Origin of the sequence: Exiguobacterium sp. s160, assembly GCF_018617575.1 — a bacterium.
GTDB classification, from domain to species: domain Bacteria; phylum Bacillota; class Bacilli; order Exiguobacteriales; family Exiguobacteriaceae; genus Exiguobacterium; species Exiguobacterium aestuarii_A.
Window position 1 is genome coordinate 841,852 of sequence record NZ_JACSKK010000001.1, and the last position, 21,906, is coordinate 863,757.

A 21,906-nucleotide genomic window follows, 5' to 3' on the forward strand; every position below is an offset into this window, starting at 1 on the left:
ACAGAGAGCCGACTACATCAGTCAGCTCTCCACGGTTCTTATTTAGCGAGCTCGTAAATCGCTTCAGCATAAATCGCTGCAGCGCGTAATAAATCTTCTATCTCCATGTATTCATCGACCTGATGCGCCACATCTTTAGCGCCTGGGAACAATGCACCGAATGCGACACCCGCCTCGAGTGAACGGGCGTAAGTTCCCCCACCGATTGCCATCAAGTTCGCATGCTCCCCCGTCTGACGTTCGTACACACTAGCGAGCGTCTTCACGAGCGGATGATCTTCAGCCACGTGATGCGGTGGCATATGTTGACGCGTCTTCAATTCGAAACCGAGCGACAACGCGATTTCACGTAGGTTTTGCAACCGCTCTTCAAACTTCGCCGTATAAGGGTATCGAATATTGACCGTAGCCGTGCGCTCATCTTCGTGATAGCGGAACACACCACCGTTGATCGTCAAATCACCTGTCTCGTCACTCGCCTCAATCCCGAGTGAAATCCCGCGAGAATCGGCAAACACATGACGAACGAGTTCAATATAGCGTTCCCCTTGAATATCGAGAGGAAGGTGCAACAAGAATCCAGCGAGGACGTATGCCGCGTTGATCCCGTTATCCGGTTCCATCGCGTGTGCCGCTTTCCCTTTCATCGTGAACGTATATGTCCCACGGTCATACACGCATGTCCCGTCTGCTTCATATTTTTCAAGATAAGCCTCGAACTTTTCTTCGAGTACCTCGTCTGTCTTCAATTCAGCTTTCGCGAAGTCCGGAACCATGTTCGGACGCTCCCCACTCGTGAACGATAGGAGGTGGTACGCCGACTCTGGTGCCCGTTGAATCGGAAGTTGTGTCAACACACCGTCATATAGCCCTTTCTCTGCGTTGATGATCGGGAAGTCTGCGTCTGGTGCAAAGCCGTATGTCGGCATCTGTTCTTGTTTAAAGTATTCGCGGACACAGCGCCATTCGCTCTCCTCGTCACAACCTGCGATCAGGCGGACACGTTTCGAGAGCGGTAACCCGAGCTCTTTGACGATGCGTAAACCATAGTATGCAGCCATCGATGGTCCTTTATCATCATTGCTTCCGCGAGCGACGATTTTTCCGTCCGATGTAATCGTCGGATTGAACGCACCATACGTCCATCCTTCACCTGCAGGGACGACATCAAGGTGACATAAGATTCCGACGATATCCTCACCATCCCCATACTCCAAGTGTCCCGCATATCCACCGACGTCCTTCGTTTTAAAGCCATCTCGCTCACCAAGCTCAAACATGTAATCGAGCGCTTTTCGAACCTCTGGCCCGAATGGCATGTTCGGTGCGGCTTTTGATTCATCGAGCACGCTAGGGATTTGTAGTAATCCTTTTAAATCTTCTAAAAATGCATCTTTACGATTGTCGACTTCTTGTCTCCAATTCATGTTCATCTCCCCTTTTGCGAATGTTCTCTCCCTTACTAGTATATCCAAATGAATGAAAGACGAACATTCATTTAGAAAAGTTTTTTTCGTTCGTGTTTGACCTCGTTTTAAACACAAAAAAACAATCTTCATTCGACATTTACGTTCATAATCAAATCTTTACAAACAGATTGTTCGTGCTTTCTGCTTGCATTTTTGTACAGGAGCGGTATACTAAAGGTGTAATTTTAGAAAATAACAATTTTATATTTCATTTTGTCGTCTGTAGGTATGGTTTATCATTATTCTACACATTGGGAGGTTATCCAATGAAAGGCTCAACAGATCGGATGTTAACGCGCATCAAGTCCATTTATTTGTTCATCAATGAAAGGGAGACAGTTACCACTTCAGAACTAGTAGAAGAGTTCGGCATTACGTCGCGCACTGTGCAACGTGATTTGAACGTGCTTGAGTACAATAATCTTGTGGAGAGCCCTAGCCGTGGCACGTGGACTTCATCGAAACGTTCACTCAAGACGGCAAATTGAAACGTATATGTAGATTCAAGAGACCTGATGTTCAGGTCTCTTTTTTATGAAAGAAGGTCTTGTGATTTTGGATTGTATCAAATGTTCAAGATGAGGTGATGATGTGAAAGAAGAAATAATGAAGTACATAGATAATCATTTTCCAAACCTATCTGGAGAAGTCCATCTAAGATTCGAACTCGGCGAACCGTATAAAAACGGAACGGATGAGAGAATAGAGCAGGTGGTAAAAAGAGTGACAACATTGTTCGAGGAAGTGTTTCAATCTGATGATTACATCCATGTCTTTATCAAGGATTGGAACGAAACAGAGGACATCATGTTCGGGAATACCACTCCCGAATATTTGTATGCTTTATTCATGAAGCAACAGATTGAAGAAGAAACGTTATTCGAATTAGATGAAGATATAGACGAAAAAACAGGGGAAATTATAGAAATCAAACATGAATATAAAGCGAAATTTGTATCCTCGCAGATAAAGTCAATCTCTTACGAGAAAATCCTTAGAGGTATAGGAAATTACGAGCAAGGAAGAGAACCTTCGATTGGACAAACGGTATACTTTATAAGCACTGAAAAGAACATCGTTTTTCATATGTATGATGATCGAGGTTGTACCATAAGTTCAAATGAAGTTGAACCATTAGTCCCTTTATATCATAAATACAACGACTGGTTAGTTAACTATTGGCGTGCTGATTTTGATGCCATTTTCAAAAAGATATGATCGAAAATTAGAGCTTTTTATACAAAAAGAGAATCCGCCCAATTGGACAGATCCCCTCTCACCTCATTAATTATTGAAGAAACAATTGAACTTCTTCTTCCGTCAACTCACGATATGCCCCGAGCTCGAGCGTCTCATCGAGTTCAAGATCCCCGATTTGAACACGCTCTAATCGCTCGACGTGTTTGCCTACCGCCGCGACCATTCGTTTCACTTGATGATATTTCCCCTCAGATAATGTGAGACGGATGACAGAGCGACGTCCGCTCCGACTCAAAATCTCGAGTCGGGCCGGCTTCGTCGTATATCCATCTTCTAATTCGACTCCGTTCGCGAACGTCTTGATATCCTCAGCCGTCATCTCCCCATCGACTTCGGCGATATATACCTTGTCGACATGTTTACGAGGTGACATGAGTGCATGATTGAACGCGCCGTCGTTTGTAATGAGGAGAAGTCCCGTCGTATCTTTGTCGAGACGTCCGACCGGGAAGAGGTCGTAATGGGCATACTCCGGATCAATTAACTCGATGACTGTCGTCTCGACTTGATCTTCCGTCGCACTGATGACCCCTTCAGGCTTGTTCATCATGAAATAGATGAATGGACGATATTCAACGACTTCCCCGAACACCGTGACTCGCTCTGATTCTGGGTTAACGTGTCGTTTCGCATCTTTTACAGGTGCATCATCGACTCGTACTGCCCCTTGTTTTAATAGGATTTTTACATCTTTTCGTGATCCATATCCCATGTTCGATAGCAATTTATCAATTCGCATTATCCGTTCCTCCGATATTCAAAGCGTTTCCCTAATAATTTCCCTGCAAGATGGCTGCGCCAGCCGAGATATCCGTATACGAGAATCCCGACGATGACACCGACGATTGTCGCAAAGATGTCATTTCCCCAACTCGCTTCTTCTTGCAACGTGACGAGAAGAGAAAGGTAAACAGCCGCAAACATCGCCGCCCCCATCAAGAACATTAAGATGGTCCGACGAAGCAACTGCTTGTATGGGAAATGTAGAGACCGCTGAATCATCCATACCATGAGCACGATCGCCACAATGTATCCAGCAATCGTCGCATAACCCGCACCGATACCACCGAGCCAATAGACGAACGGCACGTTCAGGGCGAGTTTTGCCAACAGACCCATCGATGTAGCAAAGATGGTGAAGTACTGACGGTTAATCCCTTGGAGAATCGCAGCCGCAACCGAGTAATAGGCTAAGAAGAAAGCACTCGGTGCATAATGAAGTAAATACACCCATCCTTCACGGTCTCCCGGGAACAACGTCCCAAACAATGGTTCCGCGAGAGCTACGAGTCCGATGACAGCAGGAATCGTCACAAAGAACGAGACTTGGAAAATATGATTGACTTGATTTCGTACTTTCAGCATATCTCCTGTCGTAAATGAACGGGTCACGAGCGGGATGGTCGCCATCGAGACACTCGCCGCAATCGACACAGGGATCAATACAATCTTATGTGCGTTTCCGGTCAAGAATCCATAAGCCGATGTCGCTTCGGATACGGTCGCACCCGAACTGAGTAACGTATTGACCATCGTCAACTGATCAATCAGCTGATAGAGAGGGGTCGATACCCCGACCATCACGATTGGGATTGAGTAGCTGAGCAACTCGAGTAACAACGACTTCATCGAACGGACAGGTGTGCCCGCTGGATTATCCGTCTGACGATGGATGTCTTTTCGACGCTTCCAGTACATCATGAGTACGACAAAACTACCGATTGCCCCAACAAAAGCACTAAACGTCGCAATCGTGACGGCAATGACTTTCAATCCATTCAGTTCAGTCGTCTCGACGGATTGCGTTCCCCCAAGAGCATTCGCGATTGGTCGAATGAAGTCAGAGTCCGCAAAGACGAACAAGACGAGCATCGTCCCGCTGAGAAGGAATAGAATGCGCACGATTTGTTCGACGACTTGTGAGATTGCCGTCGGAGCCATGTCTTGATGTCCTTGGAAATAACCACGAACCATACTCATCGCCGGGATGAGCAGTAACGCAAAACTGACGCTTCTCGTCACGAGTGTGAGCGAGTCAATGTATTGCTGATTGTTCTCCGAATTTCGGACCATCAGCTCGGATAGCCATGGTGCCGCAAAAAAGAGTAATAAAAAAGCGACGACACCGGTCGCAAGCATCAGCTTCATTCCTTGTCGGAACAATCGTTGACTCGTTCCATATTCCCCTAGCGCATTATATTTGGCGATAAATTTCGAGACGGCAACAGGGATCCCTGCCGTCGATATGGAGATCATGATTGCGTAATACGTATATGCTGCTTGATACAACGTCACTCCGGCAATCCCGACCATCGCTTGGAACGGGAATGTGTACAACAGCCCTAACATCCGGGAAATCAAGTTTCCCGCCGATAAAAGAAGCGTTCCTTTGACGAAGGAGGCTCTTCCAGAATCTTGTTTGGCGCTTGATGACATGAGGCACCTCCATCTATAAATCAACTATTCATATGAATTCGGTTTTACAAAACAACCGCTTCTCATTATACTCTTACTGTTACGGATAATAAAGTTACGATAATTTTACTAATCATATAGATGAAGAAATGAGGAGATTTTACATGAAAGATGTCATCGTCATCGGCGGAGGTCCAAGCGGACTTATGGCAACTTATGCAGCTGCAAAGAGCGGCGCATCGACCTTGTTGATTGATAAAGGATCTAAACTCGGTCGGAAATTAGCGATTTCAGGTGGAGGGCGTTGTAACGTCACGAACCGAAAACCAATCGATGAATTGATTCAGTTCATCCCTGGGAATGGCCGCTTTTTATATAGCGCCCTCGCTCAGTTCGACAACCAATCGATCATCGACCTGTTCACAGGATTCGGCATCCCGCTGAAAGAAGAAGACAACGGGCGCATGTTCCCAGTGACCGATAAGGCACAAGACGTGGTCAACACGTTGCTTCGTGCGATTGAAGACCTCGGTGTCGAGATTCGAAAAAAAGCAGAAGTCAAAACACTACATTTTAATGAAGAAAACGAGTTTCATGCGGTCGAGTTGATGGACGGTGAAATGATTGAAGCGAAAGCTTGTGTGGTCGCGGTCGGCGGACAATCCGTCCCTCATACCGGGTCGACAGGTGACGGTTATCCGTGGGCACAAAAAGCTGGGCATACGATTACGGAGCTATTCCCGACAGAAGTGCCAATCAAATTGAATGATTCATTCATCGGAACGAAACAACTTCAAGGATTATCGTTACGTGACGTCGCGTTGACGGTGCATGGCAAAAAAGGAAAAGCGATCAAGACGCACCAAGGTGACATGATCTTTACCCATTTCGGGATCTCAGGTCCAATCGCGCTCCGTTGCAGTCAGTACACAATCAAAGAGCGGAAGCGCAGCAAAGAACAAGTCGTCCTCTTGTCACTCGACTTCTTCCCGGACACATCACGAGATGCGCTCGTCCAAGAATTGTGGAACCAAGTGCAGAGCCAACCGAAGCGTGCCGTTAAAAACGTATGGAAAGGCTATATCCCCGAGCGACTTCTTGACTTGTTGTTAGAAGAGCTCGCATTTGGAGAAGAAGACGCGAGTCAGTTGAAGAAGCAATCCGTCATTGATTTCGCAACGCGTTTGAAAATGTTTGAGATGCACGCCGTCGGGACACTCGACTTTGACAAGGCATTCGTCACAGGTGGTGGCGTTTCGGTTAAGGAAGTTGCGCCACAGACGATGATGTCAAAGAAAGCACCAGGTCTCTTTTTTGCCGGTGAAGTGCTCGACATTCATGGATACACAGGTGGCTACAACATCACGGCCGCTTTCACGACAGGACATTGCGCCGGATCGCACGCAGCTGAACTGGCGACAGAGCGGTAAAGGGTTCGGCCCGACGCATCATCTGCGTTCTATCGTGATCACTAAAGCATATATGTACAATCAAAAGGCTTGATCCTGTCTCATTCAGGGTCAAGCCTTTTAACATTCTTTTTCAACTTAATTTTCCAATTCCATCATATCTCGATACTTGTATTTTTCTAAAAGCTCATGATCTTCTTTGAAGGTCCATTCGGGAATTGACAGCTCTGGGTGCGCCGTCAAATAGTCATGAAGCACATCCCTCCCTAGAATATAGTTACTCCAACGTGGCATATCTTTTTGATAATTACCAACCGCAAAATCGGTATAGGTTGTTTCATAATCATTCACTCGGCTCGCGATGTGTTCCATGGTCGCTTCATCAATCTCTACATTCCACGGGGGAGTCACATCTTTGACGATATGATCAGCAAACGTATCGGCTTTTCCTTCAATGATGACAGAATCGAGAATTGTTTTAAGACGGAACCCAGGGTGATTCTGAACAATCAGATGATGATACTCGTGAGCCGTCGTATAGGCTAGCACACCTTTATCAAAATCTGTATCGAGAAACAAGATGAATGCGTCCTTGTACGCTGCTCCTGCTACACCTTTCAACGGTTCACTATCGTAGAAAAATTCAGGATTATACGGGGCAACAAACACCGTACCTTTCTTTTTAGGAAAGATTTGATTTGAATCTGCGTATGTCGATGCAATAATCTCTTTAATCTCATCATGCTGATTGATCAACGTATCCAGTTGCTTTAGCAATTGTTGCTTATGAGGAGTCGGCTTTAGTGAAAAATCAGTTTTCAATATGGATGTATCGATTTTTTCTTCCTCTCCGACCTCTCCTATGTAATCTAATACATATTTCTTGAAGTTCTGTTTGTTCTCCTCCGCATCGGTTGTTTCAAGAGATGCATTCAAATATTGTTGGTATTGGGTGTAAAGTGGGACGATTGTCAATTCATTCTCTTCGTTGATTTTTATCGTTTCGATTGAAACGTCAGGCTCAGACGTTTTAGATTCTGACGTTTTTTCATCATTGCTACATGATGCTAACAGAAGTACTGAACTACAACATAGAATACCGAATAATTTTTTCAGCTGAATGACCTCCATCTCAATGATTAATATTCATCGTTCGCTTGCTTATGTTAAATTATACCATTAATTACTCTCATGACCTTCCTAATCTCATCTAATACCATGATGTCATTATGACCTTCACAACAAAAAACGACTCAAACCCTTTCTAATGAGGGCTCAAGCCGTTTGTGATTATTCTTTCCCTGCGATTTGACGACGCACTTCTTTTTCGAGCTCCGGCTCGGGCGGCATCCATCCTTCAGGTTTCATGACTTTATTGTCCGACTCGCGTAAAATCGGTTTCCCGTCCGGTCCAAGCTTCGCCATATTGGCACGCTGGACGATTTCAAACAACGGCACCGGATCAAGTCCAAGTTCAACGAAACTGCCCATCACAAAATATAACGCGTCCGTTAACGCATCCCCTTGACCAACGAGGCGTTCCACATCATCTGACGGTGGTGCGTCTTGTAATGATTTTTGGACCGCTTTTTGGAAGCCTTCTTGGAATTGCTCGATGGCCTGTAAGAACTCTTCTTCAGTCTGTGACGATTGGTGTAAAAATTCAACGACCGCTTCCTCTGCCGTCCAAACCGATCGTTTTGTCGCACGATCAAGTGTCAACGGTTGCGGAGATTTTGCTCCTGGATGTCCGAAAGTCTCATGGAATTGTTTCACTTCTTCAAAAAAGTAACGTTTGCTCATCTGTTCTTCCCCCATTGTCAGTCCACGGAAACGAATGCATCCAAATCGAATACTTCCGGATGGACGATTGCAAAGATTTCATTGTCTTGTAAAAACATGCCGGTCGAGTCATACACGCGAGGTGTCACCATCTGACCGTTGATGGTACCTTCTTCCGGGTTGACCGTATAGAGGACGAGCTCTTCCGAGTCGAGCACGTATATTCGGCCTTGTCGCTCGACAAGCCCAACGCCTTCGAATCGCTCAAACTTTTGCTGGATTGAGGCGCTCATCCCGTCAGCCGATAACGCTTGACGCGAATCGAGCATCCATTCCGTTTCCGGTTCTTTTTCCTCGACTGCCTCATCTGGCGTATCCTGCTCATTCTCAGGTGCCTCTTCTTCCGCAGCGGCCGTCTCACTAGAGACATTGTCATTCGTCGAGACATTTTCTGTCGTCGCTTCTTCTGTTGATTCTTCAGTGCCTTCAACATTATCATCAGACTCTGTCGATTCTTCTGGCTCGTTTTCCGCAGGCACTTCCGGCTCGATTTCACGCTCTTCAATATAGAGGAGCTCAAGGTCCGGCGTGTCTGCTAATCGATTCATCATGAAGAGACGATTCGATTCTCGGTCATAGCCGAGACCAAAGATTCGGTCTTCCGATACGAGACCTTTGATTTGTTTACGCGGTCGTTCGACCCAGCGTCCTTCTTCCCGTTCAATCGTGATGAGTGTCCCGTTTGCAGTCACCGCATATACGAGGTTCTCTTCGACCATCCGCATCCCGATAAAGTCATCGAGGCGCGCCTGACCCGTATTTTCGAGTTGAAGCACTGAGTTGACGCGTGTGCCGTTCCCGCTCACTTCGAAAAACTCAGCCTGCTCGGTAAGCACGAGATAAGCCCCAATCGTATCGCTGTAGTACACTTCATCGATCTGGTTGATTTGCTCGAGCGCATCGGTCGTATCAATATCTTCGTCATCTTGTGCTGCCTCCACAGGTGGGAGGGATGCCGTTTGATGACTCGTTTGAATGTCGATTTTTTCAAATGTCGAGGCGACCTGCCGCTGAATCTCTTCATCAGAGAAGACAAAGACATAGCAAAGGATCACGCCGACCACGACAGCACATAGTGTCGTGTATAGCACATAAGAACGTTTCATGGACATGTCGTCCCCTTCTACTTCAGTATCGCCCTTTAGTGTATCAAAACCGACCGTAAAAGAAAATGACCTCACCAAAAAGAAAAGAATGTGCGACAATGTCACACATTCTTTCGATTACCCTACTACAATATTGACGAGTTTTCCAGGGACGACAATGACTTTACGAACCGTCTTACCTTCTGTGAACTCTTGGACACGCTCGTTGCCGAGTGCCTCCGCTTCAAGCGCTTCTTTTGATGCGTCACGCGAAACGTGCATTTTCGCACGAAGTTTCCCGTTCACTTGGATGACGACTTCAATCGTGTCACTCACAAGTTTTGACTCATCGTACGTCGGCCAAGCCGCATACGTCAACTCTTCCGTCATGCCCATCTTCTCCCACAACTCTTCAGACAAGTGTGGAGCAACAGGTGAAAGCATCTTGATGAAGTCGACCATTTGCGATTTTGGCAACGTCTCTTGTTTGTTTGCTTCATTGACGAAGACCATCAACTGAGAGATTGCTGTGTTGAAGCGAAGTGCTTCATAGTCTTCAGTGACTTTTTTCACCGTCTGATGATACGTACGTTCAAAGTCGGCAGTCGGTGCCACGTCCGCAAAGTTCGTTTGATCGAACAAACGCCATACGCGGTCGAGGAAGCGACGTGCCCCGTCAAGTCCATTCGTTGACCATGCGATTGCCGCATCAAGTGGGCCCATGAACATTTCATAAAGACGAAGTGTATCCGCGCCGTGTGACTTCACGATATCATCTGGGTTGACGACGTTCCCACGAGATTTCGACATCTTCTCGTTGTTCTCACCAAGGATCATACCTTGGTTGTACAATTTTTGGAACGGTTCGTTCGTCGGGACGACACCGATATCATAAAGGACTTTATGCCAGAAACGTGCATAGAGCAAGTGAAGAACGGCATGTTCCGTACCACCGATATACAAGTCGACTGGAAGCCAACGCTTAAGTTTCTCAGGGTCCGCAATCATTTCTTCGTTATCTGGATCAATGTAACGGATATAGTACCAGCAGCTACCTGCCCATTGTGGCATCGTGTTCGTCTCGCGACGACCTTTTTCCCCCGTGACAGGATCTGTGTACGTCAACCACTCTTCTGCGTTCGCAAGTGGTGACTCACCCGTACCAGACGGTTTGATTTCATCGATGATTGGAAGTTCGAGCGGAAGCTCTTCGACCGGTACCGTCTTCATCGTTCCGTCTTCCATGTGGACGACCGGAATCGGTTCTCCCCAGTAACGTTGACGGCTGAACAACCAGTCACGAAGACGGTATGTCGTCTTCGCACGACCTGTACCAGCAGCTTCGAGTTCTTCAATGATCGTCTTGATTGCATCGGCTTTATTGAGTCCGTTCAAGCTACCTGAGTTGACGTGCTCCCCGTCTTCGACATAAGCCGCCTCTTCCAAGTTTCCACCTTTGACGACTTCACGAATCGGGAGGTCGAACGTTTTCGCAAACTCATAATCACGCTCATCGTGCCCAGGAACGGCCATGACTGCACCTGTCCCGTATGTCGAGAGGACATAGTCTGCTGTCCAAATCGGAAGTTTCTCACCGTTTACCGGGTTGATCGCATAAGCGCCCGTGAATACTCCTGTCTTCTCTTTCGCAAGGTCTGTACGCTCAAGGTCCGTCTTCTTCGAAACTTCCTCGATGTAAGCCTCAACTGCTGTTGATTGTTCAGGTGTTGTGATCACTTTTGTGAACGGATGCTCTGGTGCGAGCGTCACATATGTCGCTCCGTGAAGTGTGTCCGGACGTGTCGTGAAGACTGTGACAATCTTGTCGTGACCGTCGACTTTGAAGTCGACCTCGGCACCGACCGATTTCCCGATCCAGTTGCGTTGCATCTCTTTTACGCTCTCTGGCCAGTCAAGACCTTCCAAGTCTTCAAGCAAACGCTCCGCGTATTCTGTGATGCGAAGCACCCACTGTTTCATCGGGACACGGTATACCGGGTGGTTCCCACGCTCTGACAAGCCGTCGATGACTTCTTCGTTCGCAAGGACCGTACCGAGTGCCGGGCACCAGTTAACGGCAACTTCGTCGACGTATGCAAGGTCACGCTCGAACAATTGCGTGAAGATCCATTGTGTCCATTTATAGTATTTCGGGTCCGTCGTGCTGATTTCACGGGCCCAGTCATACGAGAAACCGAGTTCTTTCAACTGACGGCGGAACGTCTCGATGTTACGCGCTGTGAATTCGCGTGGGTCGTTCCCTGTGTCGAGTGCGTATTGTTCGGCAGGAAGACCGAACGCATCCCAGCCGATTGGGTGAAGGACGTTATATCCTTGCATCCGCTTCATACGGGCGATGATATCCGTCGCCGTGTAACCTTCCGGGTGACCAACGTGAAGGCCAGCACCTGATGGGTACGGGAACATATCGAGGACGTAGAAACAATCCTTCTCCGGGTCTTCTGTCGTTTTGAATGCGTCTTTCTCTTCCCAACGCTTTTGCCATTTCGGCTCGATTTCTTGATGTTTAAAATAGCTCAACATTCTTCCTCCTCTGCATAATAAAAAGCCTTCCGTCCCCGAAAATGGGACGAAAGGCTTGAAAGCTCTCCGCGGTACCACCCATGTTGCATTGCTGCCACTTGAGACGCCGATAACGAGGCGTAACCCCGGTTTTCCCTACTCGGTTCAGGAAAACAGCTCCAAGGCGAGTTCACGACCTCCATTTATCGATTCACACCAACCATCGACTCTCTTTGAAACGGAACGTTCGCTACTAATCCTCTTCATCGCTTGCTATTCATCGTAGTCTATTTTAGCCCATTCTGAAATTCAACGTCAACTTGATTTTTCAGCGACGCGAATGTCTTTCATAATGACGAATAGAGTAAGGGCGAACGTAGCGAGTAGAAGAAGCATGCCGAAGACTGCAGTAATACCGAACATGTCATATACAAATCCGGACAATGTCGGCCCAATCATCCGGCCGACTGATGCTGCGATATTGACGAGCCCTTGATATTGTCCCGCCTTACCAGGAGGGGCAAGTTTTGCTGCAATCGTCGGGACTGCTGGCCAGACGAACATTTCCCCGATTGTCATGACGACCATTGCGACCATAAACATGCCAAATCCGCCAGCGAACGGCACGATCAAGAAGGCACCGAGGAAAATAGAGGCCCCGATAATCAATTGACGTTTTAAGTCGTCCTCAAACTGTCGTAAGACACGGTTGAGTAACGGCTGTGCGAATACGATCATCGCCCCGTTCACCGTCCAAAGCAGTGAATATTGGCTGATTGTGACACCAAGGTCTTTCGAATGAACGGCAATCGTCCCTTGCCACTGAACGTACACGAACCAAAGCACGGCGTAACCGACGGCGACATACCACATCGACTTCATCGTTGCGCTCGAGAGGGTCGTGGCGGCTGCCTCTAACTGTGACTGAACGACAGGACGTGCCGGGTTTTTCAAGTAGCGAAGTCCAAATAAAAGGACCACGACAAATAAGACCGACAAGAAGAAGTTCGCATAAAAGATCCACTCGATGTTCAAACGCGCGATTTGACCACTCATTGCCGTACCGAGTGCGACACCTACGTTTTGCGCAACGTAAATCGCGTTGAACGAACGGCGTCCACCCTCTGGCCAGATGAGTCCCGCAAACGCGTAAACGGTCGGAAAGACGAGTCCACCTGAGAACCCAATCATACCAAGCCACACCAAATAGCCGAAGAACGTGGCGTGGAACAGTAAAAATCCGAGTGAGCTCGCAAGCAACAAACCGACAGAAATCATGAGCGTCATCTTTCCACCGATTCGGTCAAATAATGTCCCCCCGATGTAGTTTCCGACGATTGCGAGTGCGGAGTTCACAAGAAGTGCCACCCCAGCAAGTGTCATCGACTCACCTAAAAAATCATGAATATACAGTGTGTTAAATGGCCATAAAAAAGACGCCGCCGTTGTATTGAGCGCCATCGCAATGACTAGAATCCATACCGAAATTGGCATTTTATTGTTCACACCAAGTCCTCCTTTCATTCCTCTTTCACATCAAAAAAAATCGGCACAAATGGCCGAATCGACAAGATTTCCTTATCAAACCTAAACGAATGCCAAAGAAGTGTCAAGAAAAATTACTTATTATGAAGTTTTGTCATTTTTCATTTGTGATAGCATGAGCAAGGAAGGAGAGATGTTGAATGAATCCATTTGGTCAAAACCGATATCATACATTGAACGAGGCGTATCGCCGAGAATATGGAGGAAAGGTGTTCAAAGTCCCGCTCGATGGCGGATTCACCTGTCCGAACCGTGACGGGCGCGTCTCAAAGGGAGGATGTACGTTCTGTTCAGACGACGGAAGTGGTGACTTTGCAGGAAATGCTTGCGATCCGATTCCCGTTCAATTTGCCGAAGTGAAGGCCCGTCTTCACCGAAAGTGGAAGAACGCCAACTACATCGCTTATTTCCAAGCATTCAGTAACACGTATGCGCCGGTCGAACGGTTACGTGAGTTGTACGAACCTGCACTTCAAGAAGAAGGCGTTGTCGGTCTCTCGATTGCGACACGTCCGGACTGCTTGCCAGACGACGTCGTCGCTTATTTAGCAGAATTAAATGAACGAACGTCGCTTTGGGTGGAGCTCGGCCTTCAGACCATCCATGACACGACGGCGAAAAAAATCAATCGCGGACATGACTACGAGACATTTTTGAGCGGTCTTGCAAAACTACGACGCCACAACATCCGTGTCTGTGTTCATATCATCAACGGTTTACCCGGTGAGACACTCGAGATGATGCTCGACACAGCCCGAGAAGTTGCTAAAATGGACATACAAGGAATCAAGATCCATTTACTTCACGTCTTGAAACATACACCGCTCGCCCGTCAATACGAAAAAGGCCTACTCGACTTGATGGAGGAAGATGACTATGTCTCTCTCGTCTGTGATCAGCTCGAATGTATACCTCCCGAGGTCATCGTTCATCGTTTGACCGGGGACGGCCCACCTGACCTATTGATTGGTCCGTTATGGAGTCGTCACAAGATGCAGGTGTTAAACAAGATCCGTGCAGAATTGGAACGACGAGATTCTTTCCAAGGAAAAAAGAAGGATGAGATGTATGGGATTAATGAGAGTACTACCGTTTGCAAAACAATTATTACATGACCACCTCGAAGAAGGACATGTCGCCATCGACATGACCGCCGGAAACGGACACGACACGCTGTTTTTAGCGAATGCAGTTGGTGAAGCGGGTCATGTGTATGCCTTTGATATCCAGTCAGAAGCGGTCACGTCCACACGCGCACGTATACAGGAAGCTGGTCTCGATGGACGGGTGACCGTCATTCATGATAGTCACGACACGGTTCAAGCGGTCGTCGCGAATGAGACACGTCCTATCACCGCTGCTGTCTTTAATTTAGGTTATTTACCAGGAAGCGATAAATCCATTACGACACATGGGAATACGACGATTGCCGCATTATCTCAATTATTAGAGGTCATGACCGTCGGTGGCATCATCGTCATCGTCATTTATCATGGGCATGAGAGCGGAAAAGTCGAACGGGATGAAGTGCTTCATTATGTGGAGTCGCTCGATCAAAAACAGGCCGGCGTCCTCCGCTACGGTTTCATCAACCAAATCAATCATCCCCCATTCATCGTGGCGATTGAAAAACGCGCATAAGAAAAGGCGGCTCATTCGAGTCGCCTTCTGTCATTCTTGAATCAATTCATAAAACGTCATCAATGTCTCCGCAAACTTGGTGTTCAAACGTTCATATCCAAAATGCGGGAATCCTTCCAACCGACGGATGTACACTTGATCCCCACCAATCTTCCGGCAGACGTTTAACGTCAACTTCACGTCTGCAAATTGATCGTCCGGTGCATAGAAACAAGCAAGCGGAAGTCGTGGTAAGTGCTTCTTCTCTTCTTGATGTTCCACGATTTCTTCTTCAATCTCACGATATTGCGCATACGTGATCTCACCGAAGCGTGACGATTCCTCGCCTCCACCAGTGAATGTCATCATCCCGAGCGGTAGGTCTGGGCGGAAACGGTCGACAGCACTCGCGACGACTTGTTTCAATCCGCCGATTTGACGAGTGGCATGCCAATCAAATAAAGGAGAGATATACGTCAAACTCCCAAGCGGCACATCATACTCTTGCAAGAGTCGGTTCGTGAAAAGTGCCCCTAGACTGAATGCCACGACGTGGATTGGTAGTTTGTATTGCCCTGCCTCACGCAACGCTCGCTTGATGAGCTGTTTATGGTCATCTGCCGTCAATCCGACCGATTGGTCACGGACGACAATTACTTCGTACTCGTCTTGGAGTCGGCGAATAAAGTTCTCACTAATCCGAGACGTGAACTGTAGCGGGTACACGATGACGATGACCCCTTTTCGTACTTCTTCATATGTCATGCTGCCGTCACCTCATTTATGGACTATGTGTATTGTATCAAAAAAACATCAGCCGCAACTGATGTTTGAAGAAAATCCGTCTGGAGGCTTAGCTCGGATGATATCGTAAATGAATGAGTTCCATCGGCTGGTCGTATACCTCTTCTTGGACCCGATTCACTTCTTTAAACGATTGATGCAAAAGGAACGCAATCGCTTGGTCATTTGAATTTTCAACGTACACTTCCATCGGTTGTTCTTTTTTCGATTGGAGATAGTTTAAAAAAGCTGCTCCATATCCGTTTCGGTGATAATCAGGGTGAAGATAAAGACGAAGCATCTCCCACATGTCACCGCGATCGATGGCATGACAAAAACCGATGACATTTTCTTCGAACTCGCCGACGATAAAGTATTGCTCTCGTGCTTCTTCACTCGAACTGATCGCTCGAACAATCTCTTCTTGTCGATAGGCGCGCTCCATCGCTTTCAAACGATTCAAATCATCCTCTGAAATCGTCGCAAGTGCAATCGTTCGAATTAATGCTGCATCTTTTGGAACTGCTTCCCTCATGTTCATGACAGCTTCCCCCTTTTGGCCAATCTATTTGTATCATTCCCTATCGTCACTTTTTTATCCTGCCATTCGTTTCTTTTTCGTGACGATTCATAAGAAAACGTTATGTCCGCAATCGACTAGGGTATAAGACTAGCAATGCCAATCACATGAAGGAGTGGAACAACATGGAACCAAAATTAGAGCATGACCCGAAAATCGAACAAACAGAGAATCCGAACCGTCAATTTGATCAATTGGATGCAGGGGGTCCAAAAATCAGCGTTGTGACCGGGATGCTACTCGGTGCCCTCGTCGGTGGTCTCCTCGCCTTACTTAGCTCCTCGAATCGGGAGCAGACGAAACAATCGCTTACGAATGCAAAATCTTCGGTCGGTGGCATCGTGAATGAAGTCAAACAAGACCCAGCCGGGAAAGCATCTCAAGTGATTGAACAGGTGAAGACCGCTTCCGGCAAGATTCAGGAAGTCTCAACAGACGTTCAAAACGTATATGAAAAAGTTGTCGGAGAAGTCGATACAGTCAAAGAAGACGTCAATAAAATCGTCGAGACGGCCCAAGAAGCCAAATCTGATTTACAAGACATCGGTGAAAAAGTCGTCGAAGCGAAGGATACCGCGCTTGGACAAGAAACCACTTCAACTGATTCGTCATCGAATGATCATAAACAGACACCACCAACGACTTGAACCTAAAAAAACGACCTTTCCGTGGAAAGGTCGTTTTTGTTGATTACGCGAAACGCTTCGCGCCTTCTTCAAGAACTGCTGCTTTATCTGTTTGCTCCCATGGGAGTTCGATATCTGTACGACCGAAGTGACCGTAAGCTGCTGTTTGCTTGTAGATTGGACGGCGAAGGTCAAGCATCTTGATGATGCCTGCTGGACGGAGGTCGAAGTTCTCACGAACGAGTTCAACGAGCTCTGTTTCGCTCAATTTACCAGTGCCGAACGTGTCGACAGCGATTGATACTGGATGTGCTACCCCAATCGCGTAAGCGAGTTGAACTTCTGCTTTATCCGCAAGTCCTGCTGCAACGATGTTTTTCGCTACATAACGAGCTGCGTATGCTGCTGAACGGTCAACTTTTGTAGGATCTTTACCAGAGAATGCGCCACCGCCGTGACGAGCGTATCCACCGTACGTATCGACGATGATTTTACGTCCTGTAAGACCTGCATCTCCTTGTGGTCCACCGATTACGAAGCGACCAGTCGGGTTGATGAAGTATTTTGTTTCAGCATCGATGAGTTCAGCTGGGATGACTGCTTCGATGACATACTTTTTCAAGTCTTCTTGAATTTGCTCGAGTGTGATCTCTTCTGCATGTTGTGTCGAGATGACGATTGTATCGATGCGAACAGGGTTGTTGTCCTCATCGTACTCAACCGTTACTTGCGTCTTTCCATCCGGACGAAGGTAAGCAAGCGTACCGTTCTTACGAACTTCTGCAAGACGACGTGACAATTTGTGCGCCAATGAGATTGGAAGCGGCATGAGTTCTGGAGTCTCGTTTGTCGCATATCCGAACATGAGACCTTGGTCACCTGCACCGATTGCATCAAGTTCCTCTTCAGTCATCTGACCTTCACGTGCTTCAAGAGCTTGGTCGACACCTTGCGCGATGTCTACTGATTGCTCGTCAATCGACGTCAAGACGGCACATGTTTCCGCATCGAAACCATATTTCGCGCGTGTGTATCCGATTTCACGGACTGTTTCACGGACAACTTTCGGGATATCCACGTAAGTTGACGTTGTGATTTCACCAGCTACGAGTACAAGACCTGTTGTGACAGACGTTTCTGCCGCAACACGGGCATTCGGGTCTTCCGCTAAAATGGCATCCAAAATCGAGTCAGAGATCTGATCACAAATTTTATCTGGATGTCCTTCAGTAACCGACTCTGAAGTAAAAAGTCGACGGTTCAATTTTGACATTCAAAAAACCTCCTATAATAAGGGTGATATGTGGACGGTACTCGTTCCCCTTACGCGTTGCTTTGGGACGGTAATGAAAAAAACCTCCCCCGATGACATACATGGGGAAAGGTTGAATCGTTCTTCCTTACCCTCTTATCGTTCGAAGCTAATGGCTTCGCTTCAGGATAGCACCTTTTCCGCACAAGACTTCATGTCGGACGGTTGCTGGGCTTCGTAGGGCCTTGTTCCCTCCACCGCTCAGAATAAGAGTATCCGTTACGAAAACCATCATATAAATGACACTCGATTATGTCAAGGGAATCGGACGAATTCGTAAAAGTTTTCACCGACTTGCAAAACATTTCTGTTTGTGAATCGACAAACATTTTTTTAATTCGTTTCTGTTTTTTAACACCTTGTGATAAGAGAATGTGATAAACTGTCTTTGTAAGAAAGCGCTTACTTAAAGAGAAGAAACGCTTGTGTTTAATTAGTGTGTCACATATAATTAAAAATGTCATACTGATTAATCGTAATCGCGGAAGTATGCGGATTTCATCCACATCTATTTAGGGGAAAGGTGGGATTCAGGATGGCGACAACGCTCCTGAAAATCGAAGAATTAATTAATGGTGCCGACATGAAACGGAACTTGACGGTTCCAGAACTGGTGGAAGAAGCCATCCAAAATGGGGAAGGTGTACTGACAAAAGACGGGGCTTTATCTGTCAGCACCGGTGCTTTTACCGGACGGTCACCGAAAGACAAATTCGTCGTCCAAGATGAAGTCAGCAACAACCTTGTCGATTGGGGAAAAGTGAACCAACCGATCGCGGAAGAGAAGTTTTCAGCACTTCTCGACAAAGTACTGAACCATTTAGAAAAGAAAGACAAACTTTATTACCTCGAAGCGTCTGCTGGTGCCGATGAGCACTACACGTTACCGGTCCGTGCCATTACGGAATATGCATGGCATAGTCTGTTCGCAAAACAGCTGTTTTTACGCGAATGGCCAACGAAAGGTGCGTTCGACCCGTTCACTGTGATCTATGCACCGAGTTATAAAGCAGATCCTGCAGTAGATGGTACGAATTCAGAGACGTTCATTCTCGTTTCATTCGCCAAGCGCACGATTCTGATCGGGGGAACAGAATACGGTGGCGAAATTAAAAAATCAATTTTCTCCGTCATGAACTTCTTGTTACCTGAGCAAAACGTCTTATCGATGCATTGTTCGGCAAACGTCAACGATGCAAACGAAACGGCACTCTTCTTCGGGTTGTCGGGAACTGGGAAGACGACACTTTCAGCTGATCCACAGCGCCACTTAATCGGAGACGATGAGCACGGATGGTCACCGGATGGGGTCTTCAACATCGAAGGCGGTTGCTACGCGAAGACGATCAACTTGTCGCGTGAGAACGAACCTCAAATCTATGATGCGATCCGCTTCGGTTCATTGATTGAAAACGTCGTATTGAATGAAGATCGTACACCGGACTACAAGAACATTTCCTTGACTGAAAATACGCGTGCGGCATATCCAATTGAATTTATCGACAACGCGATGCTCCCATCACGTGCCGGTCATCCGAACACGATTGTCTTTTTGACGGCCGATGCGTATGGTGTCTTGCCACCAATCAGCAAGTTGACGAAAGAACAGGCGATGTACCACTTCTTGTCTGGTTATACGTCTAAGCTTGCTGGTACGGAGCGTGGAGTCACAGAACCACAAGCGACGTTCTCAACTTGCTTCGGTTCACCGTTCCTTCCGCTCGCTCCAGAACGTTATGCGGATATGCTCGGTAAATTGATTGAAGAACACGATGTGGATGTCTACCTCGTCAACACGGGCTGGACAGGTGGAGCATACGGCGAAGGTTCACGTATGAAACTCGCCTATACGCGTGCGATGGTCAATGCCGCCGTCAACGGTCAGCTTCGTGATGTAGAGACGATGAAGCACGACATCTTCAATGTCGAGATTCCTGTAGCCATAGATGGTGTACCGAGTGACGTGCTCAATCCACGAGATACGTGGAGCGACCCATCTCGCTACGACGTAGAGGCAAAAGCACTCGCCATGAAATTTAAAGAAAATTTCAATCGCTTCACGAAAGCAAGTGAGTCCGTCATCGCAGCCGGACCACTCGTCATCTAACACCAAAAGCACTGACTCGATTTTTTTATCGAGTCAGTGCTTTTTCCTGTCGCAACATCCAATCCATCGCTTGTTCGGTCGTCTCCCATTTATCCCAAAACGGGAGCTGGTGACCGAACGGGAGCACCCAAAACTCTGCCTGTTCTCCTAATTTCTCAGCGACGGCCGTCGCATGACGTAAGCGAACTTGTTCATCGTCCGTACCGTGGATGAGCAGTGTCGGGGCGACCCATTCCTTGTAAAGCGGAGAACGGTCGACATACGCAGATTCTGCGGATTCGGGGTCCCCACCCGTCATCCGACGCAACATCTTCCGCATCGAACGCTGTTCTTCATACGTCCACTCGAGGTTTGTCACGCCAGCCCATGAAGTAACCGTCGTGACCGGTCGTTCAGAAGCGAGCGAGAGGGCCATCATGCCCCCTCTTGAAAAGCCGAGGACGTGGATTGGTCGCCCGCTCATGTGGACACGGTCGAATAGCGAGAGCACGTCTTCTAAGTCTTCTCCTCCAAAATCTTCTTTTCCCGTCCCTCCGTGATTGCCACGATAGACCGGGGCGACGACATGAAAGCCACGCGATGCAAACTGCATGAGACGAGGTAAACGGACATCCCCGATTCGCGCCGTTCCTCCTCGTAAGTACATCAACACTTGGCCGTTTGAACGTTTCGGCTCAATCGAATACGCTACGACCTCTTCCCCATCTGTCGTCGTGTACCATCCTCGCGTTACCCGGTAACCCGCATAAGGTGGTAACACATCGATTCGGTCAAACCAGTTTTTGATCATAGAGAACCCTCATCGTTTCTGGTAGGACACGGTCTTTCATCATGAAGCTGTAGCGTGGATTGCGCAATAAGTTATCCGGCAAGGCATCGATCAGGACAGCCCCATCTGTCTCGTCAATGGCGGGATGATCCTCGAATCGCTCAATCTCCGCATAATAAATGTTTTTGATGACCGTATCACCTCTACCTAACACACGGTACTGTCCCAAATATCGTAACGTTTTGACGACTCCACCGGTCTCTTCATACACTTCCCGGATGGCGGCATCGTCCTCGTGTTCTCCTGGCTCGACTTTCCCTCCTGGAAACTCGAGTCCGCGCTGTTTATGCTTCGTCAATACCCACTTGTCTTCATATCGGGCGACGACCCAGACGTGGAGCGGCGTGTCTGAGAACGGATAATGGGTGAAGCTTAACTCGACTTGATTATGATAGTAATCCTTGAATGTCTTCATAGTCCATCCCTTTCTTTCCCCTGTCTACTCTCACTTTACCTTGTCTTCACCCAGTTTCAAACAAAAAAATCGGTCCGACGCGCGGA

20 protein-coding genes, 1 riboswitch and 1 other annotated feature are annotated in these 21,906 nt (G+C 47.5%); of the genes, 7 read left to right on the plus strand and 13 right to left on the minus strand.

Features of this window, described 5'->3' with window-relative positions; all coding sequences use genetic code 11:
* Positions 1 to 38: 38 nt before the first annotated feature.
* Positions 39 to 1,427, minus strand: coding sequence for a dipeptidase PepV (gene pepV / locus KNO86_RS04365; RefSeq protein WP_371743045.1), 1,389 nt, complete (start codon positions 1,425 to 1,427; stop codon positions 39 to 41).
* 308 nt (positions 1,428 to 1,735) lie between these two features.
* Here pepV and KNO86_RS04370 point away from each other — a divergent pair, with 308 nt between their 5' ends.
* The gene (locus KNO86_RS04370; protein ID WP_074033475.1) at positions 1,736 to 1,957 is read left to right on the plus strand and encodes a DeoR family transcriptional regulator; all 222 of its coding nucleotides are present in this window, start codon (positions 1,736 to 1,738) and stop codon (positions 1,955 to 1,957) included.
* Between the two features lie 103 nt (positions 1,958 to 2,060).
* Positions 2,061 to 2,687 carry a DUF3885 domain-containing protein gene (locus KNO86_RS04375; RefSeq protein ID WP_214693353.1) on the plus strand — a complete coding sequence of 209 codons (627 nt, stop codon included), beginning with the start codon at positions 2,061 to 2,063 and terminating at the stop codon, positions 2,685 to 2,687.
* Positions 2,688 to 2,757: 70 nt separating this feature from the next.
* On the opposite strand, the gene KNO86_RS04380 is transcribed toward KNO86_RS04375, so the two are convergent.
* Both KNO86_RS04380 and KNO86_RS04385 read right to left on the minus strand, forming a co-directional pair.
* The gene (locus KNO86_RS04380) at positions 2,758 to 3,468 is read right to left on the minus strand and encodes a pseudouridine synthase (protein WP_214693355.1); all 711 of its coding nucleotides are present in this window, start codon (positions 3,466 to 3,468) and stop codon (positions 2,758 to 2,760) included.
* On the minus strand, positions 3,468 to 5,165 hold the full coding sequence (locus KNO86_RS04385; RefSeq protein ID WP_214693358.1) for a putative polysaccharide biosynthesis protein: 1,698 nt from the start codon (positions 5,163 to 5,165) through the stop codon (positions 3,468 to 3,470). The genes KNO86_RS04380 and KNO86_RS04385 overlap by 1 nt, the downstream gene beginning before the upstream one ends.
* A gap of 143 nt (positions 5,166 to 5,308) precedes the next feature.
* On the opposite strand from KNO86_RS04385, the gene KNO86_RS04390 reads away from it, so the two are divergent.
* The gene (locus KNO86_RS04390; protein ID WP_214693360.1) at positions 5,309 to 6,574 is read left to right on the plus strand and encodes a BaiN/RdsA family NAD(P)/FAD-dependent oxidoreductase; all 1,266 of its coding nucleotides are present in this window, start codon (positions 5,309 to 5,311) and stop codon (positions 6,572 to 6,574) included.
* 117 nt (positions 6,575 to 6,691) lie between these two features.
* On the opposite strand, the gene KNO86_RS04395 is transcribed toward KNO86_RS04390, so the two are convergent.
* The 5 genes from KNO86_RS04395 to KNO86_RS04415 form a co-directional block, all read right to left on the minus strand.
* On the minus strand, positions 6,692 to 7,684 hold the full coding sequence (locus KNO86_RS04395; protein WP_214693362.1) for a DUF2268 domain-containing putative Zn-dependent protease: 993 nt from the start codon (positions 7,682 to 7,684) through the stop codon (positions 6,692 to 6,694).
* A gap of 159 nt (positions 7,685 to 7,843) precedes the next feature.
* Positions 7,844 to 8,356 (minus strand): pyrophosphohydrolase domain-containing protein, encoded by a 513-nt coding sequence (locus KNO86_RS04400; protein ID WP_214693364.1) that lies wholly within the window; start codon positions 8,354 to 8,356, stop codon positions 7,844 to 7,846.
* A 17-nt stretch (positions 8,357 to 8,373) separates the two neighbouring features.
* A complete protein-coding gene (locus KNO86_RS04405; protein ID WP_251126885.1) occupies positions 8,374 to 9,501 on the minus strand; it encodes a hypothetical protein in 1,128 nt (375 codons plus the stop codon).
* 117 nt (positions 9,502 to 9,618) lie between these two features.
* A complete protein-coding gene (gene leuS, locus KNO86_RS04410; protein WP_214693368.1) occupies positions 9,619 to 12,024 on the minus strand; it encodes a leucine--tRNA ligase in 2,406 nt (801 codons plus the stop codon).
* A gap of 39 nt (positions 12,025 to 12,063) precedes the next feature.
* Positions 12,064 to 12,279 (minus strand) — a binding site (T-box leader).
* Positions 12,280 to 12,318: 39 nt separating this feature from the next.
* Entirely contained in the window at positions 12,319 to 13,509 is a 1,191-nt protein-coding gene (locus KNO86_RS04415) for an MDR family MFS transporter (RefSeq protein WP_243834736.1), read from the minus strand.
* 179 nt (positions 13,510 to 13,688) lie between these two features.
* On the opposite strand from KNO86_RS04415, the gene mnmL reads away from it, so the two are divergent.
* A complete protein-coding gene (gene mnmL, locus KNO86_RS04420; RefSeq protein ID WP_214693370.1) occupies positions 13,689 to 14,663 on the plus strand; it encodes a tRNA modification radical SAM protein MnmL/YtqA in 975 nt (324 codons plus the stop codon).
* Positions 14,617 to 15,189 carry a tRNA 5-(aminomethyl)-2-thiouridylate-methyltransferase MnmM gene (gene mnmM, locus KNO86_RS04425; RefSeq protein ID WP_214693372.1) on the plus strand — a complete coding sequence of 191 codons (573 nt, stop codon included), beginning with the start codon at positions 14,617 to 14,619 and terminating at the stop codon, positions 15,187 to 15,189. The genes mnmL and mnmM overlap by 47 nt, the downstream gene beginning before the upstream one ends.
* 30 nt (positions 15,190 to 15,219) lie before the next feature.
* On the opposite strand, the gene KNO86_RS04430 is transcribed toward mnmM, so the two are convergent.
* Both KNO86_RS04430 and KNO86_RS04435 read right to left on the minus strand, forming a co-directional pair.
* A complete protein-coding gene (locus KNO86_RS04430; RefSeq protein WP_214693374.1) occupies positions 15,220 to 15,933 on the minus strand; it encodes an alpha/beta hydrolase in 714 nt (237 codons plus the stop codon).
* Positions 15,934 to 16,021: 88 nt separating this feature from the next.
* On the minus strand, positions 16,022 to 16,492 hold the full coding sequence (locus KNO86_RS04435) for a GNAT family N-acetyltransferase (RefSeq protein ID WP_214693376.1): 471 nt from the start codon (positions 16,490 to 16,492) through the stop codon (positions 16,022 to 16,024).
* A gap of 164 nt (positions 16,493 to 16,656) precedes the next feature.
* Between KNO86_RS04435 and KNO86_RS04440 the strand changes: the two genes are divergently transcribed.
* The gene (locus tag KNO86_RS04440) at positions 16,657 to 17,178 is read left to right on the plus strand and encodes a hypothetical protein (protein WP_214693378.1); all 522 of its coding nucleotides are present in this window, start codon (positions 16,657 to 16,659) and stop codon (positions 17,176 to 17,178) included.
* Between the two features lie 43 nt (positions 17,179 to 17,221).
* Here KNO86_RS04440 and metK read toward each other — a convergent pair whose 3' ends face one another.
* Positions 17,222 to 18,430: a methionine adenosyltransferase gene (gene metK, locus KNO86_RS04445; RefSeq protein ID WP_214693380.1), complete on the minus strand. Its 1,209-nt coding sequence runs from the start codon at positions 18,428 to 18,430 to the stop codon at positions 17,222 to 17,224.
* A gap of 132 nt (positions 18,431 to 18,562) precedes the next feature.
* Positions 18,563 to 18,682: riboswitch (SAM riboswitch) on the minus strand.
* 322 nt (positions 18,683 to 19,004) lie between these two features.
* Between metK and pckA the strand changes: the two genes are divergently transcribed.
* Positions 19,005 to 20,576 (plus strand): phosphoenolpyruvate carboxykinase (ATP), encoded by a 1,572-nt coding sequence (pckA, locus tag KNO86_RS04450; RefSeq protein WP_214693382.1) that lies wholly within the window; start codon positions 19,005 to 19,007, stop codon positions 20,574 to 20,576.
* A 25-nt stretch (positions 20,577 to 20,601) separates the two neighbouring features.
* Here the strand turns inward: pckA and KNO86_RS04455 are convergent, their stop codons facing one another.
* Complete coding sequence (locus tag KNO86_RS04455; RefSeq protein WP_214693384.1) at positions 20,602 to 21,366, minus strand: alpha/beta hydrolase family protein; 765 nt, start codon at positions 21,364 to 21,366, stop codon at positions 20,602 to 20,604.
* Positions 21,347 to 21,820, minus strand: a complete 474-nt coding sequence (ytkD, locus tag KNO86_RS04460; protein WP_074033492.1) for an RNA deprotection pyrophosphohydrolase — start codon at positions 21,818 to 21,820, stop codon at positions 21,347 to 21,349. Before ytkD ends, KNO86_RS04455 begins: the two co-directional genes overlap by 20 nt.
* Between the last annotated feature and the right edge of the window lie 86 nt (positions 21,821 to 21,906).

What these genes read in the sequence shown, in the direction of transcription:
- KNO86_RS04390 (WP_214693360.1), top strand. Translation starts at nt 5,309, where the DNA reads ATGAAAGATGTCATCGTCATCGGCGGAGGTCCAAGCGGACTTATGGCA.
- KNO86_RS04370 (WP_074033475.1), top strand. Translation starts at nt 1,736, where the DNA reads ATGAAAGGCTCAACAGATCGGATGTTAACGCGCATCAAGTCCATTTAT.
- KNO86_RS04395 (WP_214693362.1), bottom strand. Translation starts at nt 7,684, where the DNA reads ATGGAGGTCATTCAGCTGAAAAAATTATTCGGTATTCTATGTTGTAGT.
- mnmL (WP_214693370.1), top strand. Translation starts at nt 13,689, where the DNA reads ATGAATCCATTTGGTCAAAACCGATATCATACATTGAACGAGGCGTAT.
- KNO86_RS04385 (WP_214693358.1), bottom strand. Translation starts at nt 5,165, where the DNA reads ATGTCATCAAGCGCCAAACAAGATTCTGGAAGAGCCTCCTTCGTCAAA.
- KNO86_RS04405 (WP_251126885.1), bottom strand. Translation starts at nt 9,501, where the DNA reads ATGAAACGTTCTTATGTGCTATACACGACACTATGTGCTGTCGTGGTC.
- KNO86_RS04380 (WP_214693355.1), bottom strand. Translation starts at nt 3,468, where the DNA reads ATGCGAATTGATAAATTGCTATCGAACATGGGATATGGATCACGAAAA.
- leuS (WP_214693368.1), bottom strand. Translation starts at nt 12,024, where the DNA reads ATGTTGAGCTATTTTAAACATCAAGAAATCGAGCCGAAATGGCAAAAG.
- KNO86_RS04435 (WP_214693376.1), bottom strand. Translation starts at nt 16,492, where the DNA reads ATGAACATGAGGGAAGCAGTTCCAAAAGATGCAGCATTAATTCGAACG.
- KNO86_RS04430 (WP_214693374.1), bottom strand. Translation starts at nt 15,933, where the DNA reads ATGACATATGAAGAAGTACGAAAAGGGGTCATCGTCATCGTGTACCCG.
- ytkD (WP_074033492.1), bottom strand. Translation starts at nt 21,820, where the DNA reads ATGAAGACATTCAAGGATTACTATCATAATCAAGTCGAGTTAAGCTTC.
- pckA (WP_214693382.1), top strand. Translation starts at nt 19,005, where the DNA reads ATGGCGACAACGCTCCTGAAAATCGAAGAATTAATTAATGGTGCCGAC.
- pepV (WP_371743045.1), bottom strand. Translation starts at nt 1,427, where the DNA reads ATGAATTGGAGACAAGAAGTCGACAATCGTAAAGATGCATTTTTAGAA.
- KNO86_RS04440 (WP_214693378.1), top strand. Translation starts at nt 16,657, where the DNA reads ATGGAACCAAAATTAGAGCATGACCCGAAAATCGAACAAACAGAGAAT.
- mnmM (WP_214693372.1), top strand. Translation starts at nt 14,617, where the DNA reads ATGGGATTAATGAGAGTACTACCGTTTGCAAAACAATTATTACATGAC.
- KNO86_RS04400 (WP_214693364.1), bottom strand. Translation starts at nt 8,356, where the DNA reads ATGAGCAAACGTTACTTTTTTGAAGAAGTGAAACAATTCCATGAGACT.
- metK (WP_214693380.1), bottom strand. Translation starts at nt 18,430, where the DNA reads ATGTCAAAATTGAACCGTCGACTTTTTACTTCAGAGTCGGTTACTGAA.
- KNO86_RS04455 (WP_214693384.1), bottom strand. Translation starts at nt 21,366, where the DNA reads ATGATCAAAAACTGGTTTGACCGAATCGATGTGTTACCACCTTATGCG.